Source organism: Burkholderia seminalis (assembly GCF_001718535.1).
Taxonomy (GTDB): domain Bacteria; phylum Pseudomonadota; class Gammaproteobacteria; order Burkholderiales; family Burkholderiaceae; genus Burkholderia; species Burkholderia seminalis.
The window spans coordinates 2,881,301-2,897,441 of the sequence record NZ_CP013398.1; the positions used below are offsets into that span (position 1 = coordinate 2,881,301).

General features: G+C 67.7%; 13 protein-coding genes. 3 read left to right on the plus strand and 10 right to left on the minus strand.

Features of this window, described 5'->3' with window-relative positions:
- On the minus strand, positions 1-1,107 hold the full coding sequence (locus tag WJ12_RS13065) for an S-(hydroxymethyl)glutathione dehydrogenase/class III alcohol dehydrogenase (protein WP_006483756.1): 1,107 nt from the start codon (positions 1,105-1,107) through the stop codon (positions 1-3).
- Between the two features lie 225 nt (positions 1,108-1,332).
- Complete coding sequence (locus tag WJ12_RS13070) at positions 1,333-2,799, minus strand: xylulokinase (protein WP_059560222.1); 1,467 nt, start codon at positions 2,797-2,799, stop codon at positions 1,333-1,335.
- 439 nt (positions 2,800-3,238) lie between these two features.
- On the opposite strand from WJ12_RS13070, the gene WJ12_RS13075 reads away from it, so the two are divergent.
- Positions 3,239-4,615, plus strand: coding sequence for a nucleobase:cation symporter-2 family protein (locus tag WJ12_RS13075; protein ID WP_034190516.1), 1,377 nt, complete (start codon positions 3,239-3,241; stop codon positions 4,613-4,615).
- A gap of 139 nt (positions 4,616-4,754) precedes the next feature.
- Here WJ12_RS13075 and WJ12_RS13080 read toward each other — a convergent pair whose 3' ends face one another.
- The 4 genes from WJ12_RS13080 to WJ12_RS13095 form a co-directional block, all read right to left on the minus strand.
- Positions 4,755-5,324 (minus strand): chloramphenicol phosphotransferase CPT family protein, encoded by a 570-nt coding sequence (locus WJ12_RS13080; protein WP_069245694.1) that lies wholly within the window; start codon positions 5,322-5,324, stop codon positions 4,755-4,757.
- Positions 5,325-5,511: 187 nt separating this feature from the next.
- Positions 5,512-7,035 carry an efflux transporter outer membrane subunit gene (locus WJ12_RS13085; RefSeq protein ID WP_069245695.1) on the minus strand — a complete coding sequence of 508 codons (1,524 nt, stop codon included), beginning with the start codon at positions 7,033-7,035 and terminating at the stop codon, positions 5,512-5,514.
- Positions 7,035-10,235 carry an efflux RND transporter permease BpeB gene (bpeB, locus tag WJ12_RS13090; RefSeq protein WP_069245696.1) on the minus strand — a complete coding sequence of 1,067 codons (3,201 nt, stop codon included), beginning with the start codon at positions 10,233-10,235 and terminating at the stop codon, positions 7,035-7,037. The genes WJ12_RS13085 and bpeB overlap by 1 nt, the downstream gene beginning before the upstream one ends.
- Positions 10,236-10,250: 15 nt before the next feature.
- Positions 10,251-11,525, minus strand: coding sequence for an efflux RND transporter periplasmic adaptor subunit (locus WJ12_RS13095; RefSeq protein WP_069245697.1), 1,275 nt, complete (start codon positions 11,523-11,525; stop codon positions 10,251-10,253).
- A gap of 399 nt (positions 11,526-11,924) precedes the next feature.
- Between WJ12_RS13095 and WJ12_RS13100 the strand changes: the two genes are divergently transcribed.
- Positions 11,925-12,566, plus strand: a complete 642-nt coding sequence (locus WJ12_RS13100) for a TetR family transcriptional regulator (protein WP_034189098.1) — start codon at positions 11,925-11,927, stop codon at positions 12,564-12,566.
- A 37-nt stretch (positions 12,567-12,603) separates the two neighbouring features.
- Here WJ12_RS13100 and WJ12_RS13105 read toward each other — a convergent pair whose 3' ends face one another.
- The gene (locus tag WJ12_RS13105; RefSeq protein ID WP_069245698.1) at positions 12,604-13,275 is read right to left on the minus strand and encodes a cysteine hydrolase family protein; all 672 of its coding nucleotides are present in this window, start codon (positions 13,273-13,275) and stop codon (positions 12,604-12,606) included.
- A 151-nt stretch (positions 13,276-13,426) separates the two neighbouring features.
- On the opposite strand from WJ12_RS13105, the gene WJ12_RS13110 reads away from it, so the two are divergent.
- Positions 13,427-14,416, plus strand: coding sequence for a helix-turn-helix domain-containing protein (locus WJ12_RS13110; protein WP_034189096.1), 990 nt, complete (start codon positions 13,427-13,429; stop codon positions 14,414-14,416).
- 27 nt (positions 14,417-14,443) lie between these two features.
- Here the strand turns inward: WJ12_RS13110 and WJ12_RS13115 are convergent, their stop codons facing one another.
- The 3 genes from WJ12_RS13115 to WJ12_RS13125 form a co-directional block, all read right to left on the minus strand.
- On the minus strand, positions 14,444-15,151 hold the full coding sequence (locus WJ12_RS13115) for a CoxG family protein (protein WP_034189095.1): 708 nt from the start codon (positions 15,149-15,151) through the stop codon (positions 14,444-14,446).
- A gap of 28 nt (positions 15,152-15,179) precedes the next feature.
- A complete protein-coding gene (locus tag WJ12_RS13120; RefSeq protein ID WP_034189094.1) occupies positions 15,180-15,539 on the minus strand; it encodes a DUF427 domain-containing protein in 360 nt (119 codons plus the stop codon).
- Positions 15,540-15,675: 136 nt separating this feature from the next.
- A complete protein-coding gene (locus WJ12_RS13125) occupies positions 15,676-16,113 on the minus strand; it encodes a carboxypeptidase-like regulatory domain-containing protein (protein ID WP_059560422.1) in 438 nt (145 codons plus the stop codon).
- Positions 16,114-16,141: the final 28 nt, after the last annotated feature.

Below are 16,141 nucleotides of genomic sequence, written 5' to 3' on the forward strand. Positions count from 1 at the left end.
TCAGTACAGCACGACCGAACGGATCGACTCGCCGGCCTTCATCAGGTCGAAACCTTCGTTGATCCGCTCGAGCGGCAGCGTATGCGTGATCAGGTCGTCGATGTTGATCTTGCCTTCCATGTACCAGTCGACGATCTTCGGCACGTCGGTGCGGCCGCGCGCGCCGCCGAACGCCGAGCCCTTCCACTCGCGGCCCGTCACCAGCTGGAACGGACGCGTGCTGATTTCCTCGCCCGCCGCGGCCACGCCGATGATGAACGACTGGCCCCAGCCCTTGTGCGTGCACTCGAGCGCCTGGCGCATCAGCTTCACGTTGCCCACGCATTCGAACGAGTAGTCGGCGCCGCCGTCGGTCAACTGCACGATGTGGTCGACGACGTTCTCGACTTCGTTCGGGTTGATGAAGTGCGTCATCCCGAACTTCTTCGCGAGCTCCACGCGCTTCGGGTTGATGTCGACGCCGATGATCTTGTCCGCGCCGACCATCTTCGCGCCCTGGATCACGTTCAGGCCGATCCCGCCGAGACCGAACACGACGACGTTCGCCCCCGCCTCGACCTTCGCCGAGTACACGACCGCGCCGACGCCCGTCGTCACGCCGCAGCCGATGTAGCAGATCTTGTCGAACGGCGCGTCCTCGCGCACCTTCGCCACCGCGATTTCCGGCACGACGATGTAGTTCGAGAACGTCGACGTCCCCATGTAGTGGAACAGCGGCTTGCCGTCGAGCGAGAAACGCGACGTCGCGTCGGGCATCAGGCCCTTGCCCTGCGTCGCGCGGATCTTCTGGCACAGGTTGGTCTTGCGCGACAGGCAGAACTTGCACTCGCGGCATTCGGGCGTATAGAGCGGAATCACGTGATCGCCCTTGCGCACGGTGCCGACGCCGGGGCCGACGTCGACCACCACGCCCGCGCCTTCATGGCCGAGGATCGCCGGGAAGATCCCTTCCGGATCGGCGCCCGACAGCGTGTAGTAGTCGGTGTGGCAAATGCCGGTGGCCTTCACCTCGATCAGCACTTCGCCGGCGCGCGGCCCTTCGAGATCGACTTCCTCGATCGTCAGCGGCGCACCCGCCTTCCATGCAATCGCGGCTTTCGTTTTCATCGTGTCACTCCTGTCTGTCTGTGAGGTCGGCCCGGGTGCGCGCTGCGGCGCCCGCCGGGTTCCATGCAAAGCTGTCGAAGCCGTGCCGCGCGGCATCGTGCGCGGCACCGCAACGGAATCCCGTGCTCGCCATGATCGCCGCTCCCGGCACGCACCGCGTGCGGGAAACGGTCGTCGGCTTGCCACGATGCGTCATGGCTGACGCAAAAGAACAAGTGTTCGAGTTTAAACGCCCGTCGTGAACCATGCATCCGTGCGCGCATACAGATCGATGAAGCGCGCGTGGCGCGCGGCCAGCGAGCGGTCCTCGCGCGGCACGGCGACGGGCGACGCGGCGGGCGCCAGCGCGCGCAACGCGTCTTCCCGCCAATGCCCGATCGCGACGCCCGCGAGCAGCGCCGCACCGCGCGTCGCGGCATTCGGGCAGTCGATCGCGTGCAGCGACGCGCCGAGCGCGTCGGCGAGCAGCTGGCGCCAGCGCGAATCGACCGAGCCGCCGCCCGCGAGACGCAGCGTCGTCACCGGGTCGCGGCGGTCGGCATCGCGGATCGCATCGAGCCCCGCACGCAACGCGAACGCGACGCCTTCGAACGCCGCGCGCATCATCGCGCCGCGCGTGTCGCCGAGCCCGAGGCCGAGCCAGCCGCCGCGCGCGTCGGGGTTCATCCACGGCGAACGCTCGCCCGTCAGGTACGGCAGGAAGCACAGCCGTTCGGACGCCGGCCGCGCGAACGCATCGTCATACGCGTCGGCCCATCCCGCATAACCCAGCCAGCCGCGAACGGCTTCGAGAGCGAGCCCGACGTTCTGCATCGCGGCCATCGTGTAGTAGCCGCCGCCGGCCGCGGTGCGATAGCGGTGCAGCCCGCGCCGCGCGGGCGGCAGCGTATCCGCGAGCACGACGATCTGGCCGCCGCTGCCGGTCGTCAGCAGCGCGTCGCCCGCGGCAACCAATCCGCTGCCGAGCGCCGCGCACGCCGTGTCGGCCGCGCCCGTCGCCAGCGGCACGCCGGCGGGCAGGCCGAGCGCCGCGGCGGCCTGCGCGCCGAGCGTGCCGCCGCGCGCGGTCGACGCGCGCACCGGCGCGAGGCAGTCGGCCGGCAAGCCGAGCGCCTCGATCAATGCCCGATCCCACGCGCCATCGGGCGTCGCGAGCGCGGTCGCGCACGCGTCGCTCGGGTCGGCCGCGACGTCGCCGCCCAGCGCGATGCGCAGCCAGTCCTTCGGCTGCACGGCGCGGCGTGCGGCGCGCAGCGCATCGGGTTCGTGCGCGGCCAGCCAGCGCAGCAGCGGGCCGGCCATGCCGGGCGCGACGGGGTTCGGGGCGACGGGCACTCCGGCGACGGGCACTCCGGCGGCGGGCCAGCCGGCCGCGTCCGCTTCGCGCGCCGCGCGCGTGTCGGGCCACAGCAGCGCGGGCCGCACCGGTTGTCCGGCCGCATCGATCAGCACGACGCCGTGCATCTGGCCCGAGAAGCCGATCGCCGCGACCTGCGCGCGCTCGCCGGCCGGCAGCCGCGCGGCCGCGCGCACGAGCGCCTGCCACCACGTATCGGGCGCGATCTCGGCCCAGCCGGGCTGCGGCGACGACAGCGCATAAGGTTCGCTCGCGACTGCCCGCTCGACGCCATCTGCATCGAGCGTGACGAGTTTGATGGAGCCGGTGCCGAGGTCGATTCCGAGCAGGCGCATGACGGGTAGGCGAATTCGAATGAACGGATGTCGATGATAACGGGATCGCGATATGCGCCCCGGCTTTTGCCGCCACGCCGGCGCGCCGGACATGCGGCCGGCCGACCGGTTTCACCGGGCCGCAACCCGCACGCAAAAGCGGGCGTTAGCGGGTTAACCCGGCACGAATTTGCATCGGTCCTTTTTGCCACTATGCGGCCCGCCCGATACAGACCATAAAGCAGCCCATATTTGGCACGGGGGTCAGCGCTATTTTGAAGGGCTATAAAACCGGGGAACCTCACTCCTGCGGCAGTTTCCCGATGATCGACACCCTGCTCCATGCCGAAACGGCATATCGAACCAGCAAAGAACGGAATAGTACCCAGCGCTCTTGTTGCGTGGATTCATTCCGCATAACTTCGTATCACCCCGAAAACAAGATCATGGAGTGAGACAGATGCAATCGAACACGGTCCATCCGTGCGATGAGGTGCTGCCGACCGGCAAGCTGGTAACGCTTGGCCTGCAGCACGTCCTCGTCATGTACGCCGGCGCCGTTGCCGTGCCGCTTATCGTTGGCGCCGCACTCAAGCTGCCGAAAGACCAGATCGCGTTCCTGATCAGCGCCGACCTGTTTTCGTGCGGTATCGCCACGCTGATCCAGACGCTGGGCCTGTGGATCTTCGGGATCCGCCTGCCCGTCATCATGGGCTGCACGTTCGCGGCGGTCGGCCCGATGATCGCGATCGGCACGAACCCCGGCCTCGGCATTCTCGACATCTTCGGTTCGACGATCGCGGCCGGCATCATCGGCATCGTGCTCGCGCCGATGATCGGCAAGCTGTTGCGGTTCTTCCCGCCGGTGGTCGTCGGCACCGTGATCGCGGTGATCGGGCTGTCGCTGATGGAAGTCGGCATCAACTGGGCGGCCGGCGGCGTCGGCAACCCGGAGTACGGCAGCCCGGTCTATCTCGGCCTGTCGCTGCTCGTGTTGACGCTGATCCTGCTGATCAACAAGTACGGCCGCGGCTTCGTCGCGAACATCTCGGTGCTGCTCGGCATCGTCGCCGGCTTCGCGATCGCGTTCGCGATCGGCCGCGTGAATACCGACGGCGTCGCACACGCGCCGTGGGTCGGCTTCGTGATGCCGTTCCACTTCGGCCTGCCGCACTTCGACCCGCTGTCGATCGTGACGATGGTCACGGTGATGTTCGTCACGTTCATCGAATCGACCGGCATGTTCCTCGCGGTCGGCGACATGGTCGACCGCCCGGTCAACCAGGAGCGCCTGGTGCGCGGCCTGCGCGTCGACGGCCTCGGTACGCTGATCGGCGGCATCTTCAACTCGTTCCCGCATACGTCGTTCTCGCAGAACGTCGGCCTGATCGGCGTGACGGGCGTGAAGAGCCGGTTCGTGTGTGCGACGGGCGGCGTGATCCTCGTGCTGCTCGGCCTGTTCCCGAAGATGGCGCAGGTCGTCGCGTCGGTGCCGCCGTTCGTGCTCGGCGGCGCGGGCATCGTGATGTTCGGGATGGTGGCCGCGAACGGCATCAAGGTACTGTCCAAGGTCGACTTCGTGAACAACGCGCACAACCTGTTCATCGTCGCCGTGAGCGTCGGCATGGGCCTCGTGCCGGTCGTGTCGCCGCACTTCTTCTCGAAGCTGCCGCCCGCGCTCGCGCCGATCCTGCACAGCGGCATCCTGCTGGCGTCGGCATCGGCCGTGATCCTGAACATCGTGTTCAACGGCGTGAAAGGCGAGAAGGATGCGCGCTGCGAGATCCGCCGCGCCGGACACGACTTCGACGGACGTCCCGCCGACGTGCACCACTGATCGCCCCGCGCCGGACGATGGCGCGACGCGATAACGCAAGACGCCACGGCATGCCGTGGCGTTTTGCTTGTTCCCGGCTGGGCCCACGCGGCCGTGGCGCCGTGGACGCCACGTACGCGCCCCCGCGAGGCGCCGCGTGTCAGCCTCCGTGCAACGCCAGCGCCAGCGCCAGCATGATGTTTCGCGCGCAGGCCTCCGGCGTGGCCGTGCTGGTATCGACGCTCACATCGTAGGTCATGCCCGCATGCACCCTGTCGTACTGCCAGCGCGCGAGCCCCGCGAGACGATCGCCCCGTCGCCGCTCCCGTTCCTCGAGCACCTCCAGCGGACAGTGGACGCCGACCAGGCTGACCGTAAACGGCGCCAGCATACGGGCGTACTCGGCCTTCTCGTCGCCCAGCAGCACCTCGTCGACGATCAGGTTGTTGCCCTGCTCCGCCAGCGCGACGATCGCGTGGCGCATCCCCTGCATCGCTCGCCGGGCAACCGGCCCGCTGCTGATCGACACCACGTTCCTGCCGTCCTCGACGAACGACGAAAACGTGAATCCGGCCGCGTCGTTCAGGTAGCGCGCGGGCAGCATGTCGAGAAACGCATCCATCCGGACGTGCAGGTACGGGCTGGCCAGCAGCGCCTGGAGCGCATGCGCGAGCGACGTCTTGCCTGAACTGCCCGCGCCGTTGAGCAGGATGATCCGGGTCGTTTTCATGCAGCGAGTGTACCTGCGCGTGTTGAACGACGCCGGACGGGTGGACGGAACGCCGATGCGATTGCCGGCACGTCGGCGCGGACACAAAAAAGAAAACGCCACGGATTGTGGCCCGTGGCGTTCTCGTTTCCGCATACAGCCGGTTCCAGGGACAGGCGCGGCTGGCCGCCCCTGCCCTTCGTTGCACTTACCCGTTCGTCGCGGCCGCCGACGCAGCGACCGGAGCAGCCGCCTTGTCGTAGTCGACCGGCGCATCCGGCGCGCGCGGCGTTTCGCCGGCCCGCTGGATCCACCCGCCGCCCAACGCGCGGTACAGGTCGACCAGGTTCGTCCAGCGCGCCAGACGTGCGCTGATCAGCGTCTGCTGGGCCGAGTACAGGTCCGTCTGCGCGGTCAGCACCGACAGGTAGCTGTCGACGCCGTTCTTGTAACGCAGGTCCGACAGGTCGAAACGACGCTGCTGCGCATGCTCGTTGCGCTCCAGCGCCGCGATCTGCTGGTCGTACGTGCCGCGTGCGGCGAGACCATCCGCCACTTCGCGGAACGCCGACTGGATCGCCTTCTCGTAGTTCGCGATCTCGATGCGCTTCTGCACGTTCGCCAGGTTCAGGTTCGCGATGTTCTGCCCGCCTTCGAAGATCGGCATCGTGATCTGCGGCGCGAACGACCACGCCGCCGTGCCGGCCTTGAACAGGCCGCCGAGCGTCGGGCTGCCGGTGCCGAATGCGCCCGTCAGCGAGATGCGCGGGAAGAACGCCGCACGTGCCGCGCCGATGTTCGCGTTCGCGGCCAGCAGCGTCTGCTCGGCCTGCATCACGTCCGGACGACGCGTCAGCAGATCCGACGGCAGCCCGGCCGGCACGTCCGTCAGCAGGTTCTGCGCGTCCAGCGGCATGCCCGCCGGCAGGTCGTCCGGCAGCGGTTCGCCGATCAGCAGCACCAGTGCGTTCAGCGCCTGCGCACGCGCACGCGCCTGCGCCTGCTGGTTCGCGAGCGCCGTCTCGACCACCGTCTGCGCCTGACGCAGCTCGAGCTCCGAGCCCGTGCCGTTGTCGAACTGCAGCTTCGTCAGGTCGTACTGCGCCTGGGCGGACTTCAGCGTGTTCTCCGTGACCTTCAGCAGGTCGTCGGTCGACAGCAGCGTCAGGTACTGGTCGGCCACGGAAGACACCAGCGAGATCTCCGACGCCTGCCGCGCGTACGACGTCGACAGGTACTGCGCGAGCGCCTGGTCCTTCAGGCTCTGCACGCGGCCGAACAGGTCGAGCTCCCACGATGCCGACAGCCCGACGTTGTAGGCACGCGAGATATACGGCGCACCGGTCGTCGACAAGCCCTGCGGCACGCGCTGGACGTTGCCCGTACCCGTACCGTCGAGCGTCGGGAACAGGCCCGCGCGCGTGATCTGGTACTGCGCGCGCGCCGCCTCGATGTTCAGCACCGACACGCGCAGGTCGCGGTTGTTCTTCAGCGCGATCTCGATCAGCCGCTGCAGGCGCGGATCGACGAAGAATTCGCGCCAGCCGATGGCCGTCGCCGCCTGGCCGTTCGCGCTGCGCGCGCCGGCCGCACCCGGCTGCGTCGCGTAGACGCCGCCGGCCGGGTACGCCTGCGCGACGGGCGCATCGGGCCGCTTGTAATGCGGCGCCATCGTGCAGCCCGTGGCAAGGAGCGCGACCGCGATTGCAGTCAAAGCGTGTTTTTGCATCATCACTGTCCCTTGTTGCCTTCGTCGCCGTTGCCCGGCTTCTCTTCGTGGTGCGAGTGCTCCTGAGCCAGGCGCAGCGCCTCGTCGACGTCTTCCTTCTCGCCGCTGAAGATCGCGCGGATCTTCACGAAGAACATCGGGATCATGAAGATCGCGAGGAACGTCGCCGTGATCATCCCGCCGATCACGCCCGTACCGATCGCATGCTGGCTGGCCGAACCCGCGCCGTTGCTGATCGCGAGCGGCATCACGCCGAGAATGAACGCGAGCGACGTCATCAGGATCGGGCGCAGCCGCAGGCGCGCCGCTTCCAGCGCGGCCTCGATCGGCCCCATCTTCTCCGTCATCTGCAACTCGCGCGCGAATTCCACGATCAGGATCGCGTTCTTCGCGGACAAGCCCACGGTGGTCAGCAGGCCGACCTGGAAGAACACGTCGTTTTCCAGACCGCGCATCGTGGCCGCAAGCAGTGCGCCGATCACGCCGAGCGGCACCACCATGATCACCGAGAACGGGATCGACCAGCTTTCATACAGCGCCGCGAGACACAGGAACACGACGAGGATCGAGATCGCGTACAGGATCGGCGCCTGCGAACCGGACTGGATTTCCTGGAACGACAGGCCGGTCCACGAATAGCCGATACCGACCGGCAGCTTCTTCGCGAGCCCTTCCATCGCGGCCATCGCCTGGCCGGTCGACTTGCCCGGTGCGGCCTGACCCTGGATTTCCATCGCCGACACGCCGTTGTAGCGCTCGAGCTTCGGCGAACCGTACGTCCAGTGGCCGGTCGCGAACGAACTGAACGGCACCATCCCGCCCGACCCGTTGCGCACGTACCAGACGTTCATGTCTTCCGGCGTCATCCGGAACGGCGCGTCCGCCTGCACGTACACCTTCTTGATCCGGCCGTCGGTGTCGAGGAAGTTGTTCACGTACTTCGACGCCCATGCGATCGAGAACGTCTGGTCGATCGCATCCGCCGTCACGCCCAGCGCATTCGCCTTCTCGCGGTCGATGTCGACCTTGTACTGCGGCGTGTCGTTCAGGCCGTTCGGGCGCACGCCCTGCAGCGTCGGATCCTTCGAAGCCATCCCGAGCAACTGGTTACGCGCGGCCATCAGCGCATCGTGGCCGAGACCGGCGTTGTCCGTCAGCTCGAAGTCGAAGCCGGCAGCCGTGCCGAGTTCGGGAATCGACGGCGGGTTGAACGGGATCACGATCGCGTCCTTGTAGCCCGCGTAGCGCCCGAACATCCGGCCGATCAGCGCCTGCACCTTCTGGTTCGCGTGCTGACGCTGCGAGTAATCCTTCAGGCGCACGAACACGAGACCGGAGTTCTGGCCGCGGCCCGCGAAGCTGAAGCCGTTGACCGTGAACGCCGACTCGACGATTTCCTTCTCGTCCTTCAGCAGGTAGTCGGAAATGTTCGCGAGCGTCTTCGCGGTCGTTTCCTGCGTCGAACCCGACGGCGTCTGCACGATCACGAACATCAGGCCCTGGTCTTCATCGGGCAGGAACGACTTCGGCAGGCGCACGAACAGCAGCCCGACCGCGACGATCACGACCAGATAGATGATGAGCCAGCGGCCCGAGCGCTTGATCACGTGGTGCACGCCGACGTGGTACTTGTCGCGGCTGTTGTTGAACGTGCGGTTGAACCAGCCGAAGAAGCCCTTCTTCTCTTCGTGATGCCCTTGCGGGATCGGCTTGAGGATCGTCGCGCACAGTGCCGGCGTCAGAATCAACGCGACGAGCACCGACAGCACCATCGCCGACACGATCGTCAGCGAGAACTGACGATAGATCGCGCCGACCGAGCCGCCCGAGAACGCCACCGGCACGAACACCGCCGACAGCACGAGCGCCACGCCGACCAGTGCGCCGGTGATCTGGCCCATCGCCTTGCGGGTCGCCTCCTTCGGCGACAAGCCTTCTTCCGCCATCACGCGCTCGACGTTCTCCACCACCACGATCGCATCGTCGACCAGCAGGCCGATCGCGAGCACGAGGCCGAACATCGACAGCGTGTTGATCGAGAAGCCCACCATCGACATGATCGCGAACGTGCCGAGCAGCACGACCGGCACCGCGATCGTCGGGATGATCGTCGCCCGCAGGTTCTGCAGGAACAGATACATCACGAGGAACACGAGCACGATACCTTCGAGCAGCGTCTTGACCACTTCCTCGATCGACAGCTTCACGAACGGCGTCGTGTCGTACGGATACTTCACGACGAGGCCGTGCGGGAAGAACGGCGAGAGCTCGTCGATCTTCGCGCGCACGGCCTTCGCGGTCGCGAGCGCGTTCGCGTTGGTCGCGAGCTGGATACCGAGTGCCGCGGTCGGCTGACCGTTGTACTTCGTGTCGAAGTTGTAGTTTTCGCCGCCGAGGCCGATCTGCGCGACGTCCTTCAGGCGCACCTGCGAGCCGTCCTGGTTGACCTTCAGCAGGATGTTGCCGAACTGCTCGGGCGTCTGCAGCAGCGTCGATTCGGTGATCGTCGCCTGCAGCACGGTGCCCGGCTTCGCCGGCGTGCCGCCGAGCTGACCGCCCGCGATCTGCACGTTCTGCGCGGTGATCGCCGAGCTGACGTCGACCGGCGTGAGGCCGTAGTTGGTCAGGCGGGTCGGGTCGAGCCAGATCCGCATCGCGTACTGCGAGCCGAACAGCGTGACGGTACCGACGCCATTCAACCGGCTGATCGGATCCTTCACGTGCGACGCCACGAAGTTCGCGAGGTCGTACTTGTTCATGCTGCCGTCTTCGGAGTTGAAGGCGAGCACCAGCAGGAAGCTGCTGCTCGACTTCGTCACCGACAGGCCGAGCTGCTGCACGACCTGCGGCAGAACCGGCGTCGCGAGCGACAGCTTGTTCTGCACCTGCACCTGCGCGATGTCGGCGTTGGTACCCGGCGCGAAGGTCAGCGTGATCGTCGCGTTACCCGAGTCGTCGCTTGTCGACGACATGTACAGGAAGTTGTCGAGACCGCTCATCTGCTGCTCGATCACCTGCGTCACCGTGTCTTCCACCGTCTTCGCGGAAGCGCCCGGATAGTTCGCGGTGATCTGGATCGATGGCGGCGCGATCGTCGGATACTGCGAGATCGGTAGCGTGAAGATCGCCGCAACCCCGGCCAGCATCAGGATGATGGCGATCACCCACGCGAAGATCGGGCGATCGACAAAAAACTTTGCCATGAAACAGGCTCCCTGTTATTGCGCGCTCGAAGCAGCGGCAGCACTCGCCGGCGCGGCGCCCGATGCAGCGGCGCCGGATGCGGCAGCGGTGCCGGAACCGGCGGCAGCCGGCGCGGCGGAGGCAGCGGCACCCGACGCGGCATCGGCCGCCGGTGCGAGCTGCGCGGGGACCGACTTCACGGTCGCACCCGGGCGCACCTTTTCGCCGCCCTGCACGATCACGTGATCGCCCGCCTGCAGACCGCCTTCGACGATCCAGTTCTGACCCTGCATGCCGGTCGTCTTCAGCGGACGCGGCTCGACCTTGTTGCTGGCGTTCACCACCAGCGCGATCGCCTGCCCCTTCTGGTCGTGCGTGACGCCGATCTGCGGCACCAGGAACGCGTTCTCGTTCACGCCTTCCTCGATCCGCGCGCGCACGAACATCCCCGGCAGCAGCACGCGGCCCGGGTTCGGAAACACCGCGCGGATCGTCACCGAGCCGGTGGTCTGGTCGACCGTCACGTCCGAGAACTGCAGCTTGCCCGCTTCCGAATAGGTCTTGCCGTCTTCCAGGATCAGCGACACCTTCGCCGCGCCCGGGCCGCTCGTCTTCAGGCGCCCGCTCTGCACGTCCTGGCGCAGCTTCAGCCCTTCGAGGCTCGACTGCGTGAGGTCCACGTACACCGGATCGAGCTGCTGCACGGTCGACATCAGCGTCGCCTGGCTCGCCTGCACGTACGCGCCCGGCGTCACTTGCGAGATGCCGACGCGGCCCGTGATCGGCGACACGACATCCGTATAGCCGAGGTTGATCTGCGCGGTATCGACCGCCGCCTTGCCGGCCGCGACGTCCGCCGCGGCCTGGCCCTGCGTGGCCACCGCGTTGTCGTAGTCCTGCTTGCTGACCGCGTTCGCGGCCACCAGCACCTTGTAGCGCGCGACCAGCGCGTTCTGCGTGACGAGGTTCGCCTGCGCCTTCGCGAGCGTCGCCTTCGCGCTGTTCAGCGCGGCGACGTACGGCGCCGGGTCGATCTTGTACAGACGCTGACCGGCCTTGACGTCGCTGCCTTCGGTGAATTCACGGCGCAGCACGATGCCGTCGACCCGCGCGCGCACTTGCGCGACGAGGAACGCGCTGGTGCGGCCCGGCAGGTCGGTGAAGACCGGTACGGCCTGCGGCTGGACGGTGACGACGCCGACTTCAGGTGTTTGCGGCGGCGGTGCCGATTCTTTTTTTCCGCAGGCAGCCAGGAAAACCGCGGCTGCCGCGACAGTGATCAAGCGGTATGGAACCCGTTCGACGCGCATGGAGCGACCTCTGTGTGTAACCAATGGAATAAGTGCAGCACCCGGCGGGAGCGCAACACGGATGCGCCTCGCGGCGCAGATCGAACACCTGAATTACTGGACTGCTGGATACAGCACGTCGGCACGAAACCTCCATGCCGACGGGATGCCGCGAACTGCGGACTGGTACTTTGGCGGGAATCAGCAGAGTGGGATATTAACTGATTGCCACTTGGGTCATTCGATCGTAGGGTGGTATTGTATATACATTCATGGATGTATGTAAAAAGCCCGTTTGTACTCCGCCGACTGTCCAGTCTTACAGATTGTTACCCGTCGCAAGCATAGCCCGTCTCAATGATGGCCGGGAGGGGTTGCGGACCCTAAATTCACCTACGATCGATCCAATCAGGCCTGCACATGGTCAGACGTACCAAGGAGGAGGCGCTCGAGACGCGCAACCGCATTCTCGACGCCGCCGAGCACGTGTTCTTCGAGAAGGGCGTGTCGCACACGTCGCTCGCGGACATCGCCCAGCACGCCGGCGTGACGCGCGGCGCGATCTACTGGCACTTCGCGAATAAAAGCGAGCTGTTCGACGCGATGTTCGACCGCGTGTTCCTGCCGATCGACGAACTGAAGCGGATGCCGCTCGACGCACCGGGCGGCGATCCGCTCGAGAAGGTGCGCAAGATCCTGATCTGGTGCGTGCTCGGCGTGCAGCGCGATGCGCAACTGCGGCGCGTGTTCAGCATCCTCTTCATGAAGTGCGAGTACGTCGCGGACATGGGGCCGCTGCTGCAGCGCAATCGCGCCGGGATGAGCGAGGCGCTGCACGCGATCGACGCCGATCTCGCGATGGCCGTGCGGCTCAAGCTGCTGCCCGAGCGGCTCGATACGTGGCGCGCGACGCTGATGCTGCACACCCTCGTCAGCGGCTTCGTGCGCGACATGCTGATGCTGCCCGACGAGATCGACGCCGAGCAGCATGCGGAAAAGCTCGTCGACGGCTGTTTCGACATGCTGCGCTACAGCCCCGCGATGCTGAAGGACGGCGGCTGACGCGCGGCGGTCGTCGCACCGCCCCGCTGCTGCCGCGTCAGGCCGCCTTCGCGCGTTGCGCGCGGGCTCGCCGGTTCGACGCGGCCACCGAATCGCGCGCCGGCATCGCCGCGCCAGACAGTCCCGCGATCCACGCGTCGGTCGACATCACCGCCGCGAAATTCGACTGGAACACCACCGTGTACGCGCGGTGAATCTCCTCGGCGCTCGCCGTGCCCGCTTCGTTCTCGTAAGGCAGCGCGCCCGTCGCGTCGTTCAGGTACTCGATCTTCAGCCCCGCATGCGCGGCGTGATAGACGGTCGACGCATTGCAGTTGTGCGTCATGTAGCCGGCCACCGCGAGCGTGTCGATCCCGTGCGCGTCGAGCCACGTGCCAAGATCGGTCCCGGCGAACGAGCTCGCCTGCGTCTTCTCGACCAGATGCGCGTACGGCCGGCCGGCGACCACCGCGTGCAGCGCGACGCCGTCGGAGCCGGGCGCGAAGATCGGCGCGCCGGCCGGCGCGACGTGCTGGACCACGATCACGGGCACGCCTGCCGCGTGCGCGGCGTCGATCGCGCGGCCGATGTTCGCGAGCGACACGTCGAGCGGCGGATACTCGATCGGCAGGTTGCCCGTCACGTATTCGTTCTGGACGTCGATGACGATCAGGGCGCGGCGGGCAGCGGGATGAGCAACGGAAGACGGGACGGCGTTCGAATTCGACATGGCGGGCTCCTGGTCCTGGAGCGCTACCCCGCCCGGAAGGGGGCGGCCGGCAGCGCGATGGGATGCATTGTCGGGCCACGGCGTTTGCCCGGACAGTGGCCCGATAGCCATTCTTCGATAAAATCGGGCCATCCCCATTCCGGAGCCCGTCATGGCCGCTGCCGCGTTGCCCGCCCCGCCCGCGCCGACCGTCGTCGCCGTGATCGCATACGACGGCATCAGCCCGTTCCACCTGTCGGTACCGTCCGTCGTGTTCGGCAAGGAACGCGACGCGGCCGCGTCGCCCGCGTTCGAGTTTCGCGTCTGCTCGGCCGAGCGCGGCGCGCTCGCGACGACGGGCGGCTTCACGATCGCGGCGCCGTACGGGCTCGATGCGCTCGACGACGCGGACATCGTCGTCGTGCCCTCCTGGCGCGATCCGGACGAAGTGCCGCCCGATGAACTGCTCGACGCCGTCCGCGCGGTCGCCGCCCGCGGCGCGCAGCTCGTCGGCCTGTGCCTCGGCGCGTACGTGCTCGCCGCGGCCGGCCTGCTCGACGGCCGTCCGGCCACCACGCACTGGGCATGGGCCGACGATTTCGCCCGGCGCTTTCCGCGCGTGAAGCTCGATCCCGACGTGCTGTACGTCGACGACGGCAATCTGACGACGTCGGCCGGCACGGCTGCGGGGCTCGACTGCTGCCTGCACGTGGTGCGGCGGCGCTTCGGCTCGGATGCCGCGAACCGGATCGCGCGCCGCCTCGTGATTCCGCCGCACCGCCAGGGCGGGCAGGCCCAGTACGTGCCGCAGCCGGTCGCCGCGCACCCGCGCGATGCGCGGCTCGCGGGCCTGCTCGACTGGGTGCGCGCGCATCTCGACGCCGCGCATGGCGTCGATTCGCTCGCCGAACGCGTGCTGATGAGCCGGCGCACGTTCACGCGCCACTTCCGCCAGGCGACGGGTACGACCGTCACCGCATGGCTGCAGGCCGAGCGGCTCGCACGCGCGCAGCACCTGCTGGAAACCACCGGACAATCGATCGACGCGATCGCGCAGGCTGCCGGCTACGGGTCGAGCGTGTCGCTGCGCCAGCATTTCGCGGGCGCGCTCGGCACGTCGCCGTCCGCCTATCGAAGGGAATTTCGCGGCGCCGGCGCCTGAACCGGCGCCGACGCGCGGTAAGGCCGCTCAGCCGCCGTTGATCCAGCGTGCCGCGTAGAGCAGCAGCGCGACGAACACGATCATCGCCGCCCAGGCCCAAACCGGCACCGTGCCGGAGCCGCGATGCGGGAGCGCGCTGGCCGCGCGCCCGGTCAGCGCGCCGCCCAGGTGCGGCGGCAGCGCACGCTTCGTCGCGGCCATCAGCGACGCGGGCCGCAGGAACACATGCTGGCGGCGCGGCGCGGCCGAGCGCGCGCGATTCGGCGCGAGGCCGTGCTTTGCCTGCACGACCGCGCAGAACTCTTGGAAGAAATCATCGGTCCACTCGCGCAATGCGTTGTCGATCTGCCGCCCCGGCAGCTCGGCAAGCGGCCCGCTCGCCGTCGCCCAGACCACGTACTCGATGCGCGTCGCGTTCGCGTCGTCATCCGGCATCAGCACGAGTTCGACCTGGCCGCGCAGCGCGCCGAGGCCGTCGGCGCGCGCCTTGAAACTCAGCACACGGCGCGGCCGCCCTTGCGCGTCGCCCTGCTCGGCGGCCGCGTGTGCGCGCACGTCGTAGCGCGCGCGCAGCGGGCCGAGCGGCACCGTGATCGTCAGCGCGAACTCGCCGTGCGCGAGCTTCACGAACGATTCGCAATGGTCGAAGCTCGCCCGCAGCAACGCGAGATCCTCGAACGCCTCCCGCACGACAGGCGGCGCGAGCGCAACGCGTAACGTGTCGTTCAGTTCCATGACGCCTCCCCGATGAACCCGCGCCGCATCAGGACGTCTCGACGAGACTGTCGATCCGCGCGACATCGAAGGCGACGTAGTGCGCAAGCACGGACGCCGCCTCCGTCGGTTCCTCGTAACTCCATGCGGCGTTCTCGATCACGCCGTCTTCCGTCTGCAAGTCGAAATGCACGGCCGGCCCCCTGAACGGGCACGCGGTCGTGAAACCCGACTTCACGAGCCGGCGCATGTTGACGTCGCCGCGCGGCAGGTAATGGATGTCCGGCAGTCCCGTTTCGCGCACGGTCAGCGCGCGATGCGAATCGGCATACGTGATGCCGCGATGGATCACGCGAACGCGATGGCGGTTCGGCACGATTTCGAGTCGAGGGTCGGCTGCATCGGACATCGTTTCTCCTTCGGGCGCCCCGGCAGGCAAACCGGGCGCAGGAAACGAAAAAAAGCCACGGCACGCGTGCCGTGGCTTTCATTATGGGCGAAACTTCGTCCGATTGCGCGACCTGGGCGCGGCCGCGCGCGGCGGGCTACTGCGCGCTCCACTGGAACGCGGTTTTCGCGCCGCCCTTCGCGCCGACCGTGACGGCGCGCGATTCCTCGTTGCCCTGGTACGACGCATGCACCGTATAGCGTCCCGGCGGCACCTTCACGAGCATGTACGGCCCGCGCGCGTCGGTCTTCAGCACTTCCGCGCCCTTGCCGTCGACGATCCGCACGTGGACGTCGGCCAGGAACTCGCCGCCCTTGCCGGTGAAGCGCAGCGCCAGCGGCCACTTCGCCTCGTTGTGCTGGAACGCCGTCGATTCGTCCTGCCCGACGCCGCCGGACACGAAGGTGACGTCACCCTGCTGGCGCGCGGCCGGCAAGCCGTCGGACTGCGCGTACGCGCCGGTCGCACCGGCTGCGAGGCCGGCGGCCAACGCCACGGCGACGGCAAATCGGGACACGTTGCGTGGATATTGCATGGCTCTCTCCTTGGGGTCGGAACACATA